This is a genomic window from Pseudomonas sp. NY8896, assembly GCF_039634505.1.
On the sequence record NZ_CP132350.1, the window covers coordinates 20,280 to 36,133 of the forward strand.

Genomic DNA, 15,854 nt, shown 5'->3' on the forward strand with positions numbered 1-15,854 from the left:
TTGGAATTTAGCCTTCGTTCTTGCGAGGCGTTTCCGCATTGCTTTCTCCGGCCAGACCCTCGGCACCTTGTGCGGGGCGTTTCCAATGGCACAGCAGGAGCTGGCTGGCGTTCGCTTCGGTGATCGATGTGCAAGCTAGATCAGCGGGCAGACCATCCTTGCTGTCTCGCAAGCGCCTGGACAGATAGAACGAGCCATCCCGCGGCCACTTGGCAGGATCCTTGATGTTCTCGGACTTCCCGCTGCTGTAAAACTCCGACGAGTATGAGCGGCGGCCAGGATAGATCAGGGGAGCGGAATGAGCAGACTGCACATTGAGCCAGGCTTGAACCACATCCCGCTGATTCTGAGGGCGCTCCTCTAGTACCCCGGCGTAGATGATGCCCGCACCGATGATTGGCAACACCAATGCGCTCGCAGCGGCAGCCCAGGTGGTCTTCGGGCCAACTTCGCTGACCCGTGCAGACAGCAGCAATGCCCACGCTGGCAGCGCGGGTAGCAGGTAGGTCCACAGAATGTTGCCTGCAAATGTGAAGAAGACCGGTGTCGCCAAGGCCCACAGCCAGAGGTAGGCTTTGAAGCGCTGCATCGATCCACGCTTGCGGATCAACAGTGGTAGAAACAAGGCCCATGGCAGTAGCGACAATCCGAGCTGGATCCAGATGCTGCCGTACGGCTTGGCATGAGCACTACCATAGAGGTCCCCTGCCCAGTTACTGACGACGTAGCGGCTCCAGTGCTCACCAACGAAGAAGTACTCCATGAAGCCGGGCGTTTTCATCTCGGCCGCGACATACCATGGCACGGATATACCGAACATGAGTACAAGGCCGCTAATCCAGGGAAGCCTCAGTACCCGTCCCCATTCCTTGTAGATAACGAACCAGGCGAATGCCGGCGCCCCCATAAGCACCAGGGTCAGCGGCCCTTTGGCAAGCAAGCCCAGCCCGAGACCTGCGAACATCAGGTAGGCATCCGCCTTGCTGGCGCACTTCATCCAACGCCAGAAACCGTAGCTGGCCAGCAGAATCGAGAACGACAAAACAGGGTCAGTCAGCACAACACCGCTGGAGACCAGGCCAAGTGTGGTGCTGGAAAAAATAATGGCAGCCCAGATGCCGGCGTTACGAGAAATCTGCTGCGTGCCGAGTTTGATGATGATGAAACAGCTTGCCAGGTGGAGTAGCCACGCTGGGAAGCGCGCAGCGAACTCGTTAACGCCGAAGACCGTCATGCTCGCGGCCTGGGTCCAGAAGGACAACGGAGGCTTGCCCCAGAACGGTACCCCGTAGTCGAACATGGGCGTGATCCAGTCATTCAACTCGACCATCTTGCGAGCCATTTCAGCGTAACGGGCCTCAGATGTGTCCATCAGCGGGTAGATGCCCAGCCCCACCAAACGCAATAGCAAAATCGAACCCAGGACCCACCACAGCGTCCTCTCGTTCTTCAGGTTCAGCATTTCTTACCCTCGATCGAAGCCATCGAAGGGTGGAGTGACACGGGATCTGCCTTGTTGCTGTGCTTCAGGAAATAGAGAGGCCGGCGCTTCACTTCCGCGAGTGTCACGCCCAGGTACTCCCCCACCATGGCGACACCGACGCACATGAATGAAGCCATTCCGACGATCAGGTGATGGATGTCGAAACTGCCTGCCACAAGCGACGCAAGCATGTAGCAGATGCTGGAGACGAAAAGACCGAAACTGATGAGGCTGAAAATGCGCAGTGGTTTGCGAGAGAAGCTGACGATGCTCTCGATGGCCAGATTGAACAGGCCAGCTGCATTCCATTTGGTGCTCCCGGCATGGCGAACAGTGCGATTGTAGGGGAGTTCGATGGTACGAAAGCCTACCCAGCCGATCATGCCTTTGAGAATCCTGGAGCGTTCATCCAGGGCCCGCAGGGCTGCCAGCGGCGCAGGCCCAATCAATCGGAAATCGCTGACATCGGCCGGCATGTCCACCTTCTCCACCAGGCGCTGCATGACCCAGTAGTAAGCCCGGGCACTCATGCGCTTGAACCACGAATCACCGATTCTCAGGTTGCGCTGCATGTTCACCACGTCGTAGCCGCGTTGCCAGTAGTCCACCATGGCCGCGATGAGCTCTGGTGGATCCTGCAGGTCGACATCAATGAAGATCAGCGCACTGCCACGGGCATGGTCTATCCCGGCGCTCAGTGCAGCCTCTTTGCCGAAGTTGCGACTCAGGGACAGGCAACGTACAGATGACCCATCCTGATAGTGGCGAAGAATGTCGGCCGTCCGGTCATTACTGCCGTCGTCGACATAGAGGATTTCGCAGGAGACGGGTAAGCGCTTCACCACGCGGGTGATTCGCTGGTGGAACTCGGGGATGGTTTCCTCTTCCTGGAAGCAAGGGACCACGATGGTTAACAAGGGATCAGGGCGCTCGGGAAAGCGATGTAATGTCTGCATGATTGAATGTCCAAAAACGATGTGCAATGAATCCAAGTGCAGTGAGGCTTAAGGTCACTACGACTTGGGAGATGAGCGGTGACAGATTCGACTTGATGAGGAACCACATACCCACGCCATTGCCGAAGTTTGTGGTTAACGCGACCAGTGCAAACCTGACAGGCTGAAACTTACGAGAGCCATCTGCCACAAAACAGAGCGCCCTATTTCCAATGAAGCTCGCGATTGCGCCAACCATGCCGCCACAGATACTGGCCAGTAACGGAGTAACGAATTCTGTCGTAACCAGCAATAGGAACACCGCATAATGGACTCCCGTTGCTATGAAGCCGATCCCCAGATAACGAATCAGTAAGGTAGTAAGAGGTGGGGTTTGATTTTCCATGCCCAAAGCCTATGGAGGCAAAGGTGAAAAAATAGTGAACTAAATGTAAATGCGTAATTAGCCGAATCTATATATGGTAAGTAACAAGTCGGCGCACTAGGCTAGCACGCTACAATATCAGAGGGATTGCCTGAAAATTACGCTTTCGAAATAAAAGCCTTCCGATAACGCATGCATGACCCGTGGATTACAATGTTGACAAGATAAGGAAACACCGGGTGGCATTGAGATAGATTCCCCGAATTAAGGGGGACCTAATGGTTACACAAAATGAAACATATACAAGCAGCGTTGTTCCTTACAGCCCTGACATATTGGATGATTTGCCAATTGATGATCAGCTGGCCGTAGAGTTTTTCGCAACAGCACGTTGTGCCAGTTTCAAACAGGCTGCCCGAGGGCTCAATGTGCCAGTGGTAGGCCTGCGGAAACGCTTGGAGAAACTGGAAGAGCACATTGGTGCTCCCGTGTTTGTCTACAAACACAACAAGCTTGCCCTGACCCGCACAGGCGAGAGGGTCAGCCATTACCTGTGCCAGCTCTTCGGCCCAGACGGCCTTGGCAAGTCCGGTGAAAAGGAAGTCCCCAGGCTTACCATCGCGATCACAGAGCCAGTGCTGAACGACATCGTAAACCGCGATCTAGTCGCCTACGTGCGTGATCATGCCGAAATGCAGCTGGAAATCCATTCAGAATGCACAACGCAGATGCTTTCTGAGTGTGAAGTCGATGTGGGTATCGCTTTGGTGAGCCCAGATGATAAAGGCGCGCTTGATCGCCATCCTACGTATAGGTTTGAAAGGCTTGGCCGGATTGGGCACGCCCTGTTCATTTCCAGCCGCTATTCAAGAAGCGTCACCCTTCCAGTGGAGAGCTTGGATTTGCACAACTTCATGCTCGTTGTCCCTTGGGATGAAGAGATCTTGGCGGGCTCACGAAAGTGGGCATCGATAATGGCTGAGCATCAGGGCGGTACCACTCGGGTCAAGAGCTACAACCTATCACGAGGCCTTGTCGTTGGCGGTGCGTGTATTGGAGTGCTGCCCGACTACAGCCGAAAACTGGAGAGAAATATCCTACCCGTGCCGGGTTTCCTGGACGACCTGGAGGAGAAAGATGTCTATCTTGTTATCAAAACGAAGCTTGTCCGCAATCCGCAGGTTTTGGAAATTCGAAGATTGATCAAGAAGAGCTTCTTTGATAAGAAGGACTGGCTTGTTCGGTAACAGTTTTGTTAGGTTTCAAACTCCTCCGTTAACACTACAGAAACACAACTGTCATATTCGCTTGCAACCTAGTCAGAGTGCTTAGAACAAAGGCATCTTGTTACAGCGGGTGACAACCGTGGCCTGCTCCCATCTGCAAGATAAATTTAGGCCGGCGCAGGGCGAAATATAACGTCGGTAGCTAAGCACTTAACATACGAGAGGCAAGCAATGATCCGTTCTTCGAACATGCGGGAAAAGCTGTTGGCTGCCGCAATAATAGGCACATTTTCCTCGCAAGCATTCTCCGGAACAGTAACCACTGACGGAGCTGACATCGTTCTGAAGACCAAGGGCGGTCTTGAAGTATCGACTTCTGACAAGGAATTCAGTTTCAAACTGGGCGGCCGAGTTCAGGCCGACTACGGCCGTTTCGATGGTGTCTTCACCAAGAATGGCGATACCGCTGACGCAGGCTACTTCCGTCGCGCCTACCTTGAGCTCGGTGGCGTGCTGTACCGCGACTGGAAGTATCAGCTCAACTACGACCTTTCCCGCAACACGGGCAACGACTCCGACGGCTACTTCGACGAAGCCAGCCTGACCTACACGGGTTTCAAGCCGGTGCAACTGCGCTTTGGCCGTTTCTACACCGACTTCGGTCTTGAGAAAGCCACCAGTTCGAAGTGGACCACCGCCATGGAGCGGAACCTCTCGTACGACCTGGCGGACTGGATCAACGACAACGCCGGCATGGGTGTTCAAGCCACCAGCACCATCGCTGACATGGCTTATGTTTCCGGTAGCGTTTTCAGCGAAACCAATAACAACTCGGATGGCGACAGCACCAAGCGCTACAACGTACGTGGCGTGTTCGCACCGCTGCACAGTGATGGCAACGTCCTGCACGTCGGTGCTCAGTACGCTTACCGCGACCTCAAAAACAGTGCGGTCGATACCCGGATTCGTTCGCGTCTGGGCGTCCGCGGTGTAGATACCAATGGCGGCGGCGATGCCGGCACCAACGGCAACCGCATGCTGTTTGGCGGTGCTGCTGCACAAGATGGCCTGTGGAAGGACGACTCGGTCTGGGGTCTCGAAGGTGCCTGGGCCACCGGCCCGTTCTCGGTTCAAGCGGAATACCTTCGCCGCAAGCTGAAAGCTGACCAGGCCAACAACGACATGAAGGCCTCCGGTTACTACGCCCAGATGGCTTACACCCTGACCGGCGAGCCGCGTATCTACAAGCTCGATGGTGCCAAGTTCGACACTATCAAACCAGAGAACAAGGAACTGGGGGCCTGGGAAGTCTTCTACCGCTTTGACGATATCAAGGTCGAAGACGGCAACCTGGTCACCGCGGCGGACCAATCGAACGAGCGCAAGGCCAAGAGCCACACGGTGGGTGTGAACTGGTACGTCAACGAGGCGGTGAAAGTCAGTGCCAACTACATCAACGTGCGCACCGACAACAACGAGAACACCGTGGGCGACGACAGCGGCAATGCCATCGTGACCCGCCTGCAATACGTCTTCTGATCCCTCTCATCAGTCTGACGTGAGAAAGCCGGAAGCGCTCAACGTGCTTCCGGCTTTCCTGTTTCTGGAGGTGATCAAGCATGGAGCGCCCTCCTCCTACCTGCTTTCGCTTACCGATGACCGCTCTTGCCAAAGCTCGGCGAATCTGATGTGATTGCCGCGTCGGGCTTTGCATGGTGGCCGTGCAAGCAAATCAAACCTGACTCCTATTCATGATTGAACCTGATTCGACGTCCAGCTTCGCGTCTAACGGCCCTACAAGCGCAGCTACCCCAACGTCGCTCATTAGGGGATAGTCATGTCTGCAAAAAAGCTGCTTCAACCTCTCGCTGCTCAGCTGCACGCCTCGTTCTCGGCTTCTGGCCGCCCGTACTCTCATCTGCACCTCCACCAGCTGTTCCACGCGGCCATCGGCTCCGTTGCACCGCAAGTTGCCATCCAAGACAAGCTGCCAATTCAGGTCTGTCGTGACAACGAGACACGGCAGTACAACCTCTACGCGGCGGTCGAGCGGGCGAAAACGTGCTTAGGATTGACCGATCTTCAAGCAGTCGGTGTGGCTGAAGAAGTCATTGAGGTGCTACGAACTGCGGGAATCGGCGTGAACCAGGTTCGCCTGCTCCTTGACCCCTCCTTCAGCTCGAAGACTCGCAAAAAGGCCTTCAAGGCTCTCTGCAAGAACCTGGATCTGAACGAGCTAGGCGATCGCTTCGTCCCCAAGACTGCCACGTTGGCCATCGCTGCTGGTATTGCGCCGCCTCCCAAAATGTCGTGGAAGGATCGCTTCGCCCTGGCTGCAAATTCCCCCATGCGGGGGCCAAGCGAGCTCATCAGCATGGTCAACCGGGATGAGTGTTATCTGTGGGTATTCCCACCGACTGACCATCATGCGACGGCTCCAGCGACGCATGACCGTTTCTTTGGTGAAAAGACCCACCCGAGCGCAGAAATGGGCATGGGGTTCAGCATCATCGATTCCGGCTGGACCCGCCCCAAGTACCCGCTATCCAGGCAGTCACAAGAGACCTTCATCCAGTATTCGCTTTCTGCGCCGATGTGGTCCTGGCGCGCACAAAGTGACACCTGGCGCCTGGGAAACATCCTGCGTTCAAGAATCCTTGACGGGGCTCCTTGGCATAACGAGCCTCTGAGTGACGTGCTTCCGAGCGGCCTTAAATCCCTGCCCCGGATCTATGGGTGCGAAACCTGCCGAACGCTGTTCATTGAGAATCACAGCGACTACCCGGATGTACCCACTCAGTGCCAATGCGGTGAGGCGAGCAGCACGGGTGACCAAAACGAGTCATCTGCTCTCAATAGCTGATTTTCCTTACGGTGGCGGGCTGAGCCCCCCGTTAGGGATTGGCTATGGGAGCGGGATTCGCTCACCCCAAACCTGAAGGCGCCGCCACCTAACCGAGCGATATGAGCTGAATGCTCGCGGAGTAGATATGCAAAAGAGTAAAAACAAACAGGACACCCTGGCGGCGATCAATGCGCTTGTCGAGATTGCGTATGATCAGGGATTTGCGGACGGACACGGAGTCGGCAATCAAGTCGGTTTCGTAGCCGGTGTCATGAGCCTCAAAGCTGCATTGGCCTGCGGCTTACGGCATGGCTCACCTGAGTGCGGAAAGGCCCTTGAAAGCCTCAAGCGCATCGGGATCGACGAGTGAGAGAAAAGTACGGGTCGTGCGCTGATCGCGCACGACCCGTACTTCTACTTCAGGTCATTTCCCTGCTTAGCTTCATGATTGAAGCTCAGGGATCAGGTGCTTCTGCGGTAGGCCAACAGGCGCAAGGCGTTGAAGACGACCAACAGTGTGGAGCCCTCATGGATCGCAACAGCGGCACCAATGCTCAAGCCCATGATGGTGGACGGAACCAGGATGGCCACAATCCCCAAGCTGACGAACAGATTCTGGTGGATGATCGATCGCGTGTGACGGCTCAGCCCCACCGCAAATGGGAGTTGCCTGATGTCGTCAGCCATAAGCGCGATATCAGCCGTTTCCAGGGCAACATCAGATCCAGCAGCCCCCATTGCGATACCAACGCTCGAACTGGCCATGGCAGGGGCATCATTGACGCCGTCACCCACCATGGCCACCTTGGCGCTAAGGCGCAGGTTTTTGATGGCCTTGACCTTGTCTTCCGGCATCAGGTCTCCCCACGCTTCATCTAAGCCAACTTGTTTGGCTACAGCCTCTGCAACGCGGTTGTGGTCTCCAGAAATCATGACCATGCGTTCGATGCCCATCTCTCTAAGCTTCTGGAGTGCCTCTTTGGCCCCCTCCCGGGGTGTGTCCAATAGCCCGATAGCGCCCAGATCCTTGTCAGCACGCCGTACCACCATGGTGGTACGGCCTGACTGACGTAGACGCTCCGCAGCCTCCAGGGCTGCCTTGCTGAGTGCGGGAATACCATTGGTACCGAACATCTCGACCTTGCCAATCCAGACGAACTGCCCATCAAGCTCAGCACGCACGCCGCGGCCAATCATGTTGCTCATGTTCTTGGCTTGGAATCGGCGCCGTGTGCCAATCATCTCTTCACCGTCACGCACAATTGCCGCAGCCAGCGGATGGTCGCTCATCGACTCCACAGCGATGGCGACGTTTAGCAGATCCTCGATCTGCGTGCCGCCTATGGGTATTACATCGGTGATACGTGGGCGCCCTTCGGTCAGGGTACCGGTCTTGTCGAATGCCATGGCATTCAATGATCCAAGCTCTTCAAGTGGCGCACCGCCCTTGATCAGCACGCCACCTCGGGCTGCCCTGGCGATGCCAGAGAGAATGGCGCTTGGTGTAGCGATCGCGAGCGCGCAGGGGCTGGCTGCAACCAGTACGGCCATCGCCCGGTAGAACGAGTCACGGAACGGCTCGTCAAGGAAAATGCCGGCAAATAGCAGCCCGACTACCAGCAGTAAAACCAACGGGACGAATATGCGTTGGAAGCGGTCCGTGAATCGCTGGGTCGGTGACTTCCTGACTTCGGCTTCACTGACCATCTTGATGACCCGCGCCAAGGTACTCTCCGTAGAGCGCCGGGTTACCTCAACCTCGATGAGCGTTTCGCCATTGATGGTACCGGCGAAGACTTTCGAGGCTGCATCCACTGCATCTGGCTTGCTGCGTGCGAGTTCGGCATCAGGAACAGGTTGCTTGTCCACGGGGACGCTCTCACCGGTTACTGGCGCCTGGTTGATACTTGAGGAGCCTACGACTACAAAACCATCGGCCGGCAGGCGGTCATTGGGGCGCACGATGACAACGTCACCGGGAACCAGCAGCTCCACGGGCATCTCCACCGTGCCATTTGCTCTGCGTACGATCGCGGTGGCTGGTGCGAGCTTGGACAGTGCCTCAATCGCTTTCTTGGCCCGCCCCATCGCGTAGCTTTCAAGGGAATGCCCCAGACTGAACAGGAACAGCAGCAGAGCCCCCTCCGCCCAGGCGCCGATGCTCGCGGCACCGACTGCGGCGAGAAGCATCAGCGAGTCGATCTCGAAGCGTTTCTGACGGATGTTGGTAACCGCTTCCTTAGTGGTGAACCATCCACCGAACACGTAGGCCGACACGTACAGAATCAGAGGCAGACGATCAATCAGGCCAAGTTTTCCTGCGAGAGCTCCGGCACCCAGGAGAGCACCACAGATCAGCGCGAAAATCAGCTCTGTGTTCATTCCAAAAATGCCGCCATGCTCATGGCTATGACCTTCATGCCCGGCTTGGTCATCAGGGCGTTCAAGCAAACTCTTCATAACTCGTCCCTTCTGGGGTCAAGGCTTCCAATTGCCCTCTGCAGTTGGGGAGCCGTCTCTGTTGGTTGGCTAAGATCTATTGCACGGTTTGCCCGAGCCCAGGCGTTAACATTTCGAAGCTATGGGGTATCGGGCGTAATAAAAAATGCCAGGCACTGCCTGGCATTTATGAATTCTCTAATTGTTCTGTTCAAATCGTTTACTACTTGTTGTTGATGCATTGCGAATACATCGAGTAACGAACAGTCTTGAGCGTGCCCTGGGAGTCCTCGAAGGTCATCAACCGTGGATAGACCTGGCAGGTACGGGGGTCCTGCGACTGACGTACGAATTTCGCAACGTCTATCTTCATGCCATATTTGTAATCCTGAATCTCTGGCATTGGCTTGCCATTTTTCTCCGCGTACTTGGCCACTGCGGTCTGGTGTTCCTTGGTGTATTGAAGCTGCTTGCTCTCGGAGAAAGTGTTGGCCTGCGAAGCCACCGAGAAAACAACAAGTGCAGCAGCGATAATTAGCTTTTTCATAAAACCCTCTCAATTTCAAAACTTCTCGGGCGTAACCTTAGCAATGCATAGGCATCACCGGCATGACGAGAAACTTACAATTTTGAAAGGTAAGTGCATCTACTTCACTTTAAACAAAAAAGCCCACAACACGTGTTGTGGGCTTCTCTTTAGCGGAGGCTGTTAGCTAACCACTTCGGCCTCGTCGCCGTCTTCATCCTTGCGGTGTGCCCAGTGATACAGGGCAGGCAGTACCAGCAAGGTCAGTGCGGTGGAGGACAGGATCCCGCCAATCACCACCGTCGCCAATGGCCGCTGAACTTCGGCACCGGTGCCGGTGGCCAAAGCCATCGGGATGAAGCCCAGGGACGCTACCAAGGCTGTCATCAGAACAGGTCGCAGACGGGTCAATGCACCTTCATCGACTGCCTGTCTGAGCGTTCGTCCCTCCTCCCTTAGCCCGCGGATGAAGGCAATCATCACCAGGCCGTTCAGTACTGCAACGCCGGACAGTGCAATGAAGCCGACACCTGCCGAGATCGACAGTGGGATGTCCCGCAGCCACAACGCCACAACACCACCGGTGAGTGCGAATGGAATACCGGTGAAGACCAGCATGCCGTCCTTCAGGTTGTTGAACATCAGGAACAACAAGGTCATGACCAGCAGCAAGGCGACTGGAACAACGATCTGCAGGCGTTTGGCAGCCGACTGCAGCTGCTCGAACTGGCCCCCCCAAGTCGTCCAGTAGCCCGCAGGGATTTGCACCTTCTTGTCCAGCGATGCGGTCGCCTCCTCAACGAAGGACCCCAGATCGCGGCCTCGAACGTTGGCGCTGACGATAACCAGACGTTTGCCGTTCTCGCGGCTGATTTGGTTCGGGCCCAGTTGCAGGTCCAGATTGGCGACCTGGGACAGCGGGATGAAGCCGATCTGATTGGCACCCTGTGCCGCATTGGCAGGTACCGGGATCAGCAAGCTGGACATACCCGCTACGTCGGTGCGAACGGTCTCTGGTAGGCGTACTACCATGTCGAACCGACGGTCGCCCTCATACAGCGTGCCGGCCTGACGGCCACCCACGGCGATAGCGATCGAGTTCTGAACATCCGCGATGTTCAGGCCGTAGCGTGCTGCTTTTTCGCGGTCAATGTTGATGGTCAGCACCGGCAGGCCGGATGTCTGCTCAACTTTCACTTCCGATGAGCCCGGGACCGCTTTGAGCGCTGCCGCGATCTTGTTGGCGGTGTTGTTGAGCACGTCCATGTCATCGCCGAAGACTTTCACAGCGACGTCACTACGCACGCCCGAAATCAGCTCGTTGAAACGCAGTTGGATTGGCTGCGACAACTCGTAGTTGCTTCCTGGAACACCCGCTGCGGCCTTCTGCACTTCAGCAATCAGCTCATCACGAGGCTTCTTCGGGTTAGGCCACTGATCCTGAGGCTTGAGCATGATGTAGGCGTCAGAGGCGTTCGGCGGCATCGGGTCAGATGCAATTTCTGCGGTACCCGAGCGTGCGAACATCCGCTCAACTTCAGGCACCTGCGCAATCACCGCTTTCTCCAGACGCTGCTGCATCTCGACAGATTGAGTGAGGCTCGTTCCAGGCACACGCATGGCCTGCATCGCAAAGTCACCCTCACTGAGGCTTGGGATGAACTCGCTACCCATACGACTTGCCAGCAAACCACTGAGCACGACCAAGGCTACTGCGGCCGAGAAAGCGATGTTCCGATGTCCCAGCACCCATTGCAGAACCGGTTCATAGCGCAGTCGAGCTGTGCGCATGACCACGCCTTCCTCTTCCTTCACCTTGCCAGTGACGAACATGGCAATAGCTGCAGGAACAAAGGTAACGGACAGGACCATTGCACCCAGCAGCGCCATCACAACGGTGAAGGCCATCGGGTGGAACATTTTGCCTTCGACGCCGGTGAGGGCGAAGATCGGCAGGTACACCACCATGATGATCAGCTGACCGAAGATCAGCGGCCGGCGAGCTTCTCGCGCCGCGGCAAAGACCTCGTGGAAGCGTTCGGTTTTGGTGAGCATGCGGCCATGCTTATGTTGCGCATGAGCCAGTCGACGGATCGCGTTTTCTACAATAACCACGGCACCGTCGACGATGATGCCGAAGTCGAGTGCCCCCAAACTCATTAAGTTGGCACTGACCTTGTTGTTGAACATGCCTGTGAAGGTGAACAGCATGGACAGCGGAATCACCATCGCGGTGATCAGAGCCGCACGGATGTTGCCGAGGAACAGGAACAGAATGGCGATAACCAGGATCGCGCCTTCCACCAGGTTCTTCTTCACCGTCGCGATGGCTTTTTCAACCAGGTTGGTACGGTCGTAAACAGTCACAGCCACCACGCCCTTTGGCAGGGTGCGGTTGATGTCCGCCAATTTGGCGGCGACAGCTTGAGATACGGTGCGGCTGTTTTCACCAATCAGCATGAACACGGTACCGAGCACGACTTCGCGGCCGTTCTCAGTAGCAGCACCTGTACGGAGCTCTTTACCGATGCTGACGTCAGCAACGCTGCTGATGCGAATCGGTGCACCATCCACACTGGTGATCACGATGTTGGCGATGTCTTCGATATTGCCTACCTGACCCGGTGCACGGATGAGCAACTGTTCACCATTACGCTCGATGTAGCCGGCACCGACGTTGGCGTTGTTACTTTCCAACGCTGCGACCAGGTCATTGAGTGTCAGCTTGTAGGTAGCCAGGCGCTTTGGATCCGGCGCAACCAGGAACTGCTTGGCATAACCGCCGATGGTATTGATCTCGGCCACACCCGGGACGTTACGCAGCTGAGGCTTGATGATCCAGTCCTGGATCACGCGCAGGTCGGTCGGGGTGTACGGCGTACCGTCCTCTTTGACCGCGCCATCTTCGGCTTCAACAGTCCACAGGAAGATCTCGCCGAGGCCGGTAGATACCGGACCCATGACGGCCTCTACACCTTCTGGCAGCTGTTCCTTCGCAACCTGCAGCCGCTCGTTGATCAACTGGCGGGCAAAGAAGATGTCAGTGCCATCCTTGAAGATCACGGTGACCTGAGACAGGCCAGAGCGAGACAGGGAACGGGTCTGCTGAAGGCCCGGGAGACCGGCCATGGCCGTTTCAACTGGAAACGTGATCCGTTGTTCGGTTTCCAAGGGCGAGTAACCAGGCGCTGCAGTGTTGATCTGCACCTGGACGTTGGTGATATCGGGTACCGCATCGATGGGCAGCTTTTGATAGCTGTAGATACCGATACCCGCCATGATCAGAACGGCGATCATTACTACGATGCGCTGCTCGATGGCGAATCTGATGATACGTTCAAACATGAGAAATCATCCTGTCAGTTCGCATCAGTGACCGTGTTCGGCAGAAGCTTTGCCGAGCTCGGACTTGAGTGTGAAGCTGCCACTGGTTGCTACCTGGGCGCCGGCTTCAATACCGTCGATGATTTCCACGTACCCATTGTCGCGGCGACCCAGTTTTACCGGGCGGGTGTCAAAGCCATCTGGGGTGCGTACGAATACCGAAGGTTTGTCTTCAACGGTCTGCACAGCGTGCTCAGGGACCGCTACGGCAACTCGATCGGTCTGGAAGGTGACCGCAATGTTTACGAACAGGCCTGGACGCCAGGCGCCGTTGGGGTTGGTCAAGGTGACGCGGACAGTAGCTGCACGGTTTTGCTCGCCCAGCAGGCTGCCGACATAACCCACCTTCCCTTCGACCTCGACGTTCATGTCAGGCGAAGAGACTTTCACTGCACGGCCAGTCGTGACCTTGCCCAGATCTGTCGGCGGAACTGCGAAGGTCGCCCAGACCTGATTCAGGTCGGAAAGGATGAAGGCGTTGGTCGCCTCGCTGACGACTTCGCCGACGGTCAGGTGTTTCTCCACTACCACGGCGTCGAAGGGAGCGCGGAGCTCGTAACGATTACCGCCAACGGAGTTAACCGAGGCACCGATTGCGCCGACCTTCTGCTTGGCGTTGGCCAAGGAGATCTCCGCTTCTTGCAGCGCTTGGCGTGCTTGGAGGTAGTCTTGCTCTGCAGAGATCTTGTCCTGCCACAGTTGCTTCTCACGTTCGAAGGTCACACGCGCCAGTTCGACGCGACGCTGTGCGGCCTGTTGTTCGCTGCGCAGGTCAGAGATCTGCTGGCTGGCGATTACCGCGAGGACTTGCCCTTTCTTGACCGTCTCGCCCAGGTTGGCCTGGACAGCCTCAACAACGCCAGGAACACGAGGAACCACGTGGGCAGTACGATCTTCGTCGAAGCGAATTTCGCCAGGGAAGCTCACGACGGTACCGAGGTCACGAGGCGCTGCAGCTTCCAGGGCAACACCAGCGGCCTTGATCTGTTCAGCGCTGAGCGTCAGCTTGCCCTCTTCTTCACCGCCCTCTTCGCTGTGGCCTTCTTCACCATGGCCCTCATCACCTTCCTCTTTGGCGGCAGATGCGGCTTTCTTTTCGTCGCCATGGCCATCGTTAGCGCCATGCTCGGCAGTACTGGCGGCCTGCTGTCCGGAACTGTTGTTCCAGGCAAGGCTGCCAAATCCGAGGGCTGCCACAGCGGCTACCGCGAGGGCGATCTTGCGTTTGTTATCCATTGCTACTCCTGCTGATCGTAGGCACCGGCTTGTTCAAGGCTGTGTGCCGAAGAAAATGTTTGGCCCGTTCAGCGAGTGCCGGCGGTTGAGCCGACTTCGCCATAAACCCTTTCCACCTGCGCACGCGCATTGGTCGCCGCTGCCAACGATTCGAGGTATTGGCCACGAGCGACGATCAAGGTGCGCTGGGCATCCAGCACTTCGATGAAACCGAATTTGCCCATCTCGAAGCCGCGGGTTGCGGTCTCTACGGCTTGTTGGGCTGAAGGCAGAATGGTCTTGTCGTAGGACTCGACCTCCTGCATGGCGGTGGACCATTGGTTCAACGCGGTTTGGGTTTCGGTGCGCAGGCGCAGCTCAACAGCATTGCGCTGGTCCCGGGCCTGATCTGCACGACGAGAAGCGGAAAGAATGTTGCCCTGGTTACGATCGAACAGCGGCAAAGGCATAGACAGGCCCACAGTGTTGACCCGCTCGCGCACAGAGCGGTCGTACTGGCTACCTACACTGACAGTAAGGTTCGGGATACGCTGAGCTTTCTCTGAGCCGAGCGAGGCATCGCTCTTGTCTATCTGCACCACGGCCTGACGCATTTCTGCTGTTTGGTCGAGCTTAGCCAGCAGATCTTCAGTGCGAGGTGGCAAGCCCGGGGAGAGGGTTGGCGATTCGAGTCGATCAAACACGGTGACTGAGCTCCCGGTAATTTGAGCGAGCTGTTGGTAAGCGGTCGCTTTTTCCGTTTCTGCACGTCGAACTTGCAGCTGGGCTTCGGCCAGTTGCACTTGAGCGCGGGTCGCCTCCACTGGGGACGACTTACCTGCGCGAACACGGCCATCGACGATGCGAAGACCGCGCTCAGTCAGTTCGAGAGATTGCTTGGCCAGGTCGAGACCTGTCTGGGCCCGCAACGCGGCGTAAAAGGCTTGGACGACATCTGCACGCAGGCCGTTAACGCGACGGTCTAACTCAAGCTGTGCGGCGGTCTGCCCGTATGTGGCGACGTCAACACGAGCCCCCCGCTTACCGCCCAGCTCAAGGGTCTGGCTGAGAGAGACAGTCGTCTGGCTGGTGTTACGACGGGTGTCTTCCACGTCATACGAGATTGTGGGGTTGGGGATAAGCCCGGCCTGCTTGCGAGCACCATCAGCGATCCCAATTTCTTGCCTGGCCGCGGCCAGGTCTGGGTTGGCATCCATGGCCGTCGAAAGCGCCTGGGGCAAGCTGATGCTTTGGGCAAGGGCTGCAGGCGCCATCAACCCAGAGATGACTGCACAGAGTGCAGCGATCTTCCAGGGCGAGACGGGGGTCTTGGGTAAGACATTGCGGTTATACCGGGGCACTTTGATGGTCCTCGTGCACAAACTTCGATAAAGCTTGGCGAGAACGCCGAAACAG

General features: G+C 56.7%; 12 protein-coding genes. 4 read left to right on the plus strand and 8 right to left on the minus strand.

The genetic code is table 11. From position 1 onward, the window contains the following. Positions 1 to 7 precede the first annotated feature (7 nt). The 3 genes from Q9451_RS00105 to Q9451_RS00115 are packed head-to-tail and all read right to left on the minus strand — an operon-like array spanning position 8 to position 2,824. Positions 8 to 1,462, minus strand: a complete 1,455-nt coding sequence (locus tag Q9451_RS00105; RefSeq protein WP_010951444.1) for a phospholipid carrier-dependent glycosyltransferase — start codon at positions 1,460 to 1,462, stop codon at positions 8 to 10. Beyond that, the gene (locus Q9451_RS00110; protein ID WP_010951445.1) at positions 1,456 to 2,439 is read right to left on the minus strand and encodes a glycosyltransferase family 2 protein; all 984 of its coding nucleotides are present in this window, start codon (positions 2,437 to 2,439) and stop codon (positions 1,456 to 1,458) included. The genes Q9451_RS00105 and Q9451_RS00110 overlap by 7 nt, the downstream gene beginning before the upstream one ends. Next, positions 2,405 to 2,824, minus strand: a complete 420-nt coding sequence (locus Q9451_RS00115) for a GtrA family protein (protein WP_010951446.1) — start codon at positions 2,822 to 2,824, stop codon at positions 2,405 to 2,407. Before Q9451_RS00115 ends, Q9451_RS00110 begins: the two co-directional genes overlap by 35 nt. A gap of 257 nt (positions 2,825 to 3,081) precedes the next feature. Between Q9451_RS00115 and Q9451_RS00120 the strand changes: the two genes are divergently transcribed. The 4 genes from Q9451_RS00120 to Q9451_RS00135 all read left to right on the plus strand — a co-directional run bounded on the left by Q9451_RS00120 (position 3,082) and on the right by Q9451_RS00135 (position 7,244). Then, positions 3,082 to 4,050, plus strand: a complete 969-nt coding sequence (locus Q9451_RS00120) for a LysR family transcriptional regulator (protein ID WP_011953108.1) — start codon at positions 3,082 to 3,084, stop codon at positions 4,048 to 4,050. A 210-nt stretch (positions 4,051 to 4,260) separates the two neighbouring features. Next, the gene (locus tag Q9451_RS00125; RefSeq protein ID WP_009395904.1) at positions 4,261 to 5,568 is read left to right on the plus strand and encodes an OprO/OprP family phosphate-selective porin; all 1,308 of its coding nucleotides are present in this window, start codon (positions 4,261 to 4,263) and stop codon (positions 5,566 to 5,568) included. 298 nt (positions 5,569 to 5,866) lie between these two features. Beyond that, positions 5,867 to 6,892 carry a hypothetical protein gene (locus tag Q9451_RS00130; RefSeq protein WP_011953109.1) on the plus strand — a complete coding sequence of 342 codons (1,026 nt, stop codon included), beginning with the start codon at positions 5,867 to 5,869 and terminating at the stop codon, positions 6,890 to 6,892. Positions 6,893 to 7,019: 127 nt separating this feature from the next. Beyond that, a complete protein-coding gene (locus Q9451_RS00135) occupies positions 7,020 to 7,244 on the plus strand; it encodes a hypothetical protein (protein WP_010951451.1) in 225 nt (74 codons plus the stop codon). A 92-nt stretch (positions 7,245 to 7,336) separates the two neighbouring features. Here Q9451_RS00135 and Q9451_RS00140 read toward each other — a convergent pair whose 3' ends face one another. The 5 genes from Q9451_RS00140 to Q9451_RS00160 all read right to left on the minus strand — a co-directional run bounded on the left by Q9451_RS00140 (position 7,337) and on the right by Q9451_RS00160 (position 15,799). After that, on the minus strand, positions 7,337 to 9,334 hold the full coding sequence (locus Q9451_RS00140; protein WP_010951452.1) for a heavy metal translocating P-type ATPase: 1,998 nt from the start codon (positions 9,332 to 9,334) through the stop codon (positions 7,337 to 7,339). 202 nt (positions 9,335 to 9,536) lie between these two features. Then, the gene (locus Q9451_RS00145) at positions 9,537 to 9,860 is read right to left on the minus strand and encodes a DUF2790 domain-containing protein (protein ID WP_003253432.1); all 324 of its coding nucleotides are present in this window, start codon (positions 9,858 to 9,860) and stop codon (positions 9,537 to 9,539) included. Positions 9,861 to 10,022: 162 nt separating this feature from the next. Continuing rightward, a complete protein-coding gene (locus tag Q9451_RS00150) occupies positions 10,023 to 13,184 on the minus strand; it encodes a CusA/CzcA family heavy metal efflux RND transporter (protein ID WP_010951454.1) in 3,162 nt (1,053 codons plus the stop codon). 24 nt (positions 13,185 to 13,208) lie between these two features. Then, the gene (locus Q9451_RS00155) at positions 13,209 to 14,459 is read right to left on the minus strand and encodes an efflux RND transporter periplasmic adaptor subunit (protein WP_012269854.1); all 1,251 of its coding nucleotides are present in this window, start codon (positions 14,457 to 14,459) and stop codon (positions 13,209 to 13,211) included. A 68-nt stretch (positions 14,460 to 14,527) separates the two neighbouring features. Next, positions 14,528 to 15,799: a TolC family protein gene (locus Q9451_RS00160; RefSeq protein ID WP_010951456.1), complete on the minus strand. Its 1,272-nt coding sequence runs from the start codon at positions 15,797 to 15,799 to the stop codon at positions 14,528 to 14,530. Positions 15,800 to 15,854 lie beyond the last annotated feature (55 nt).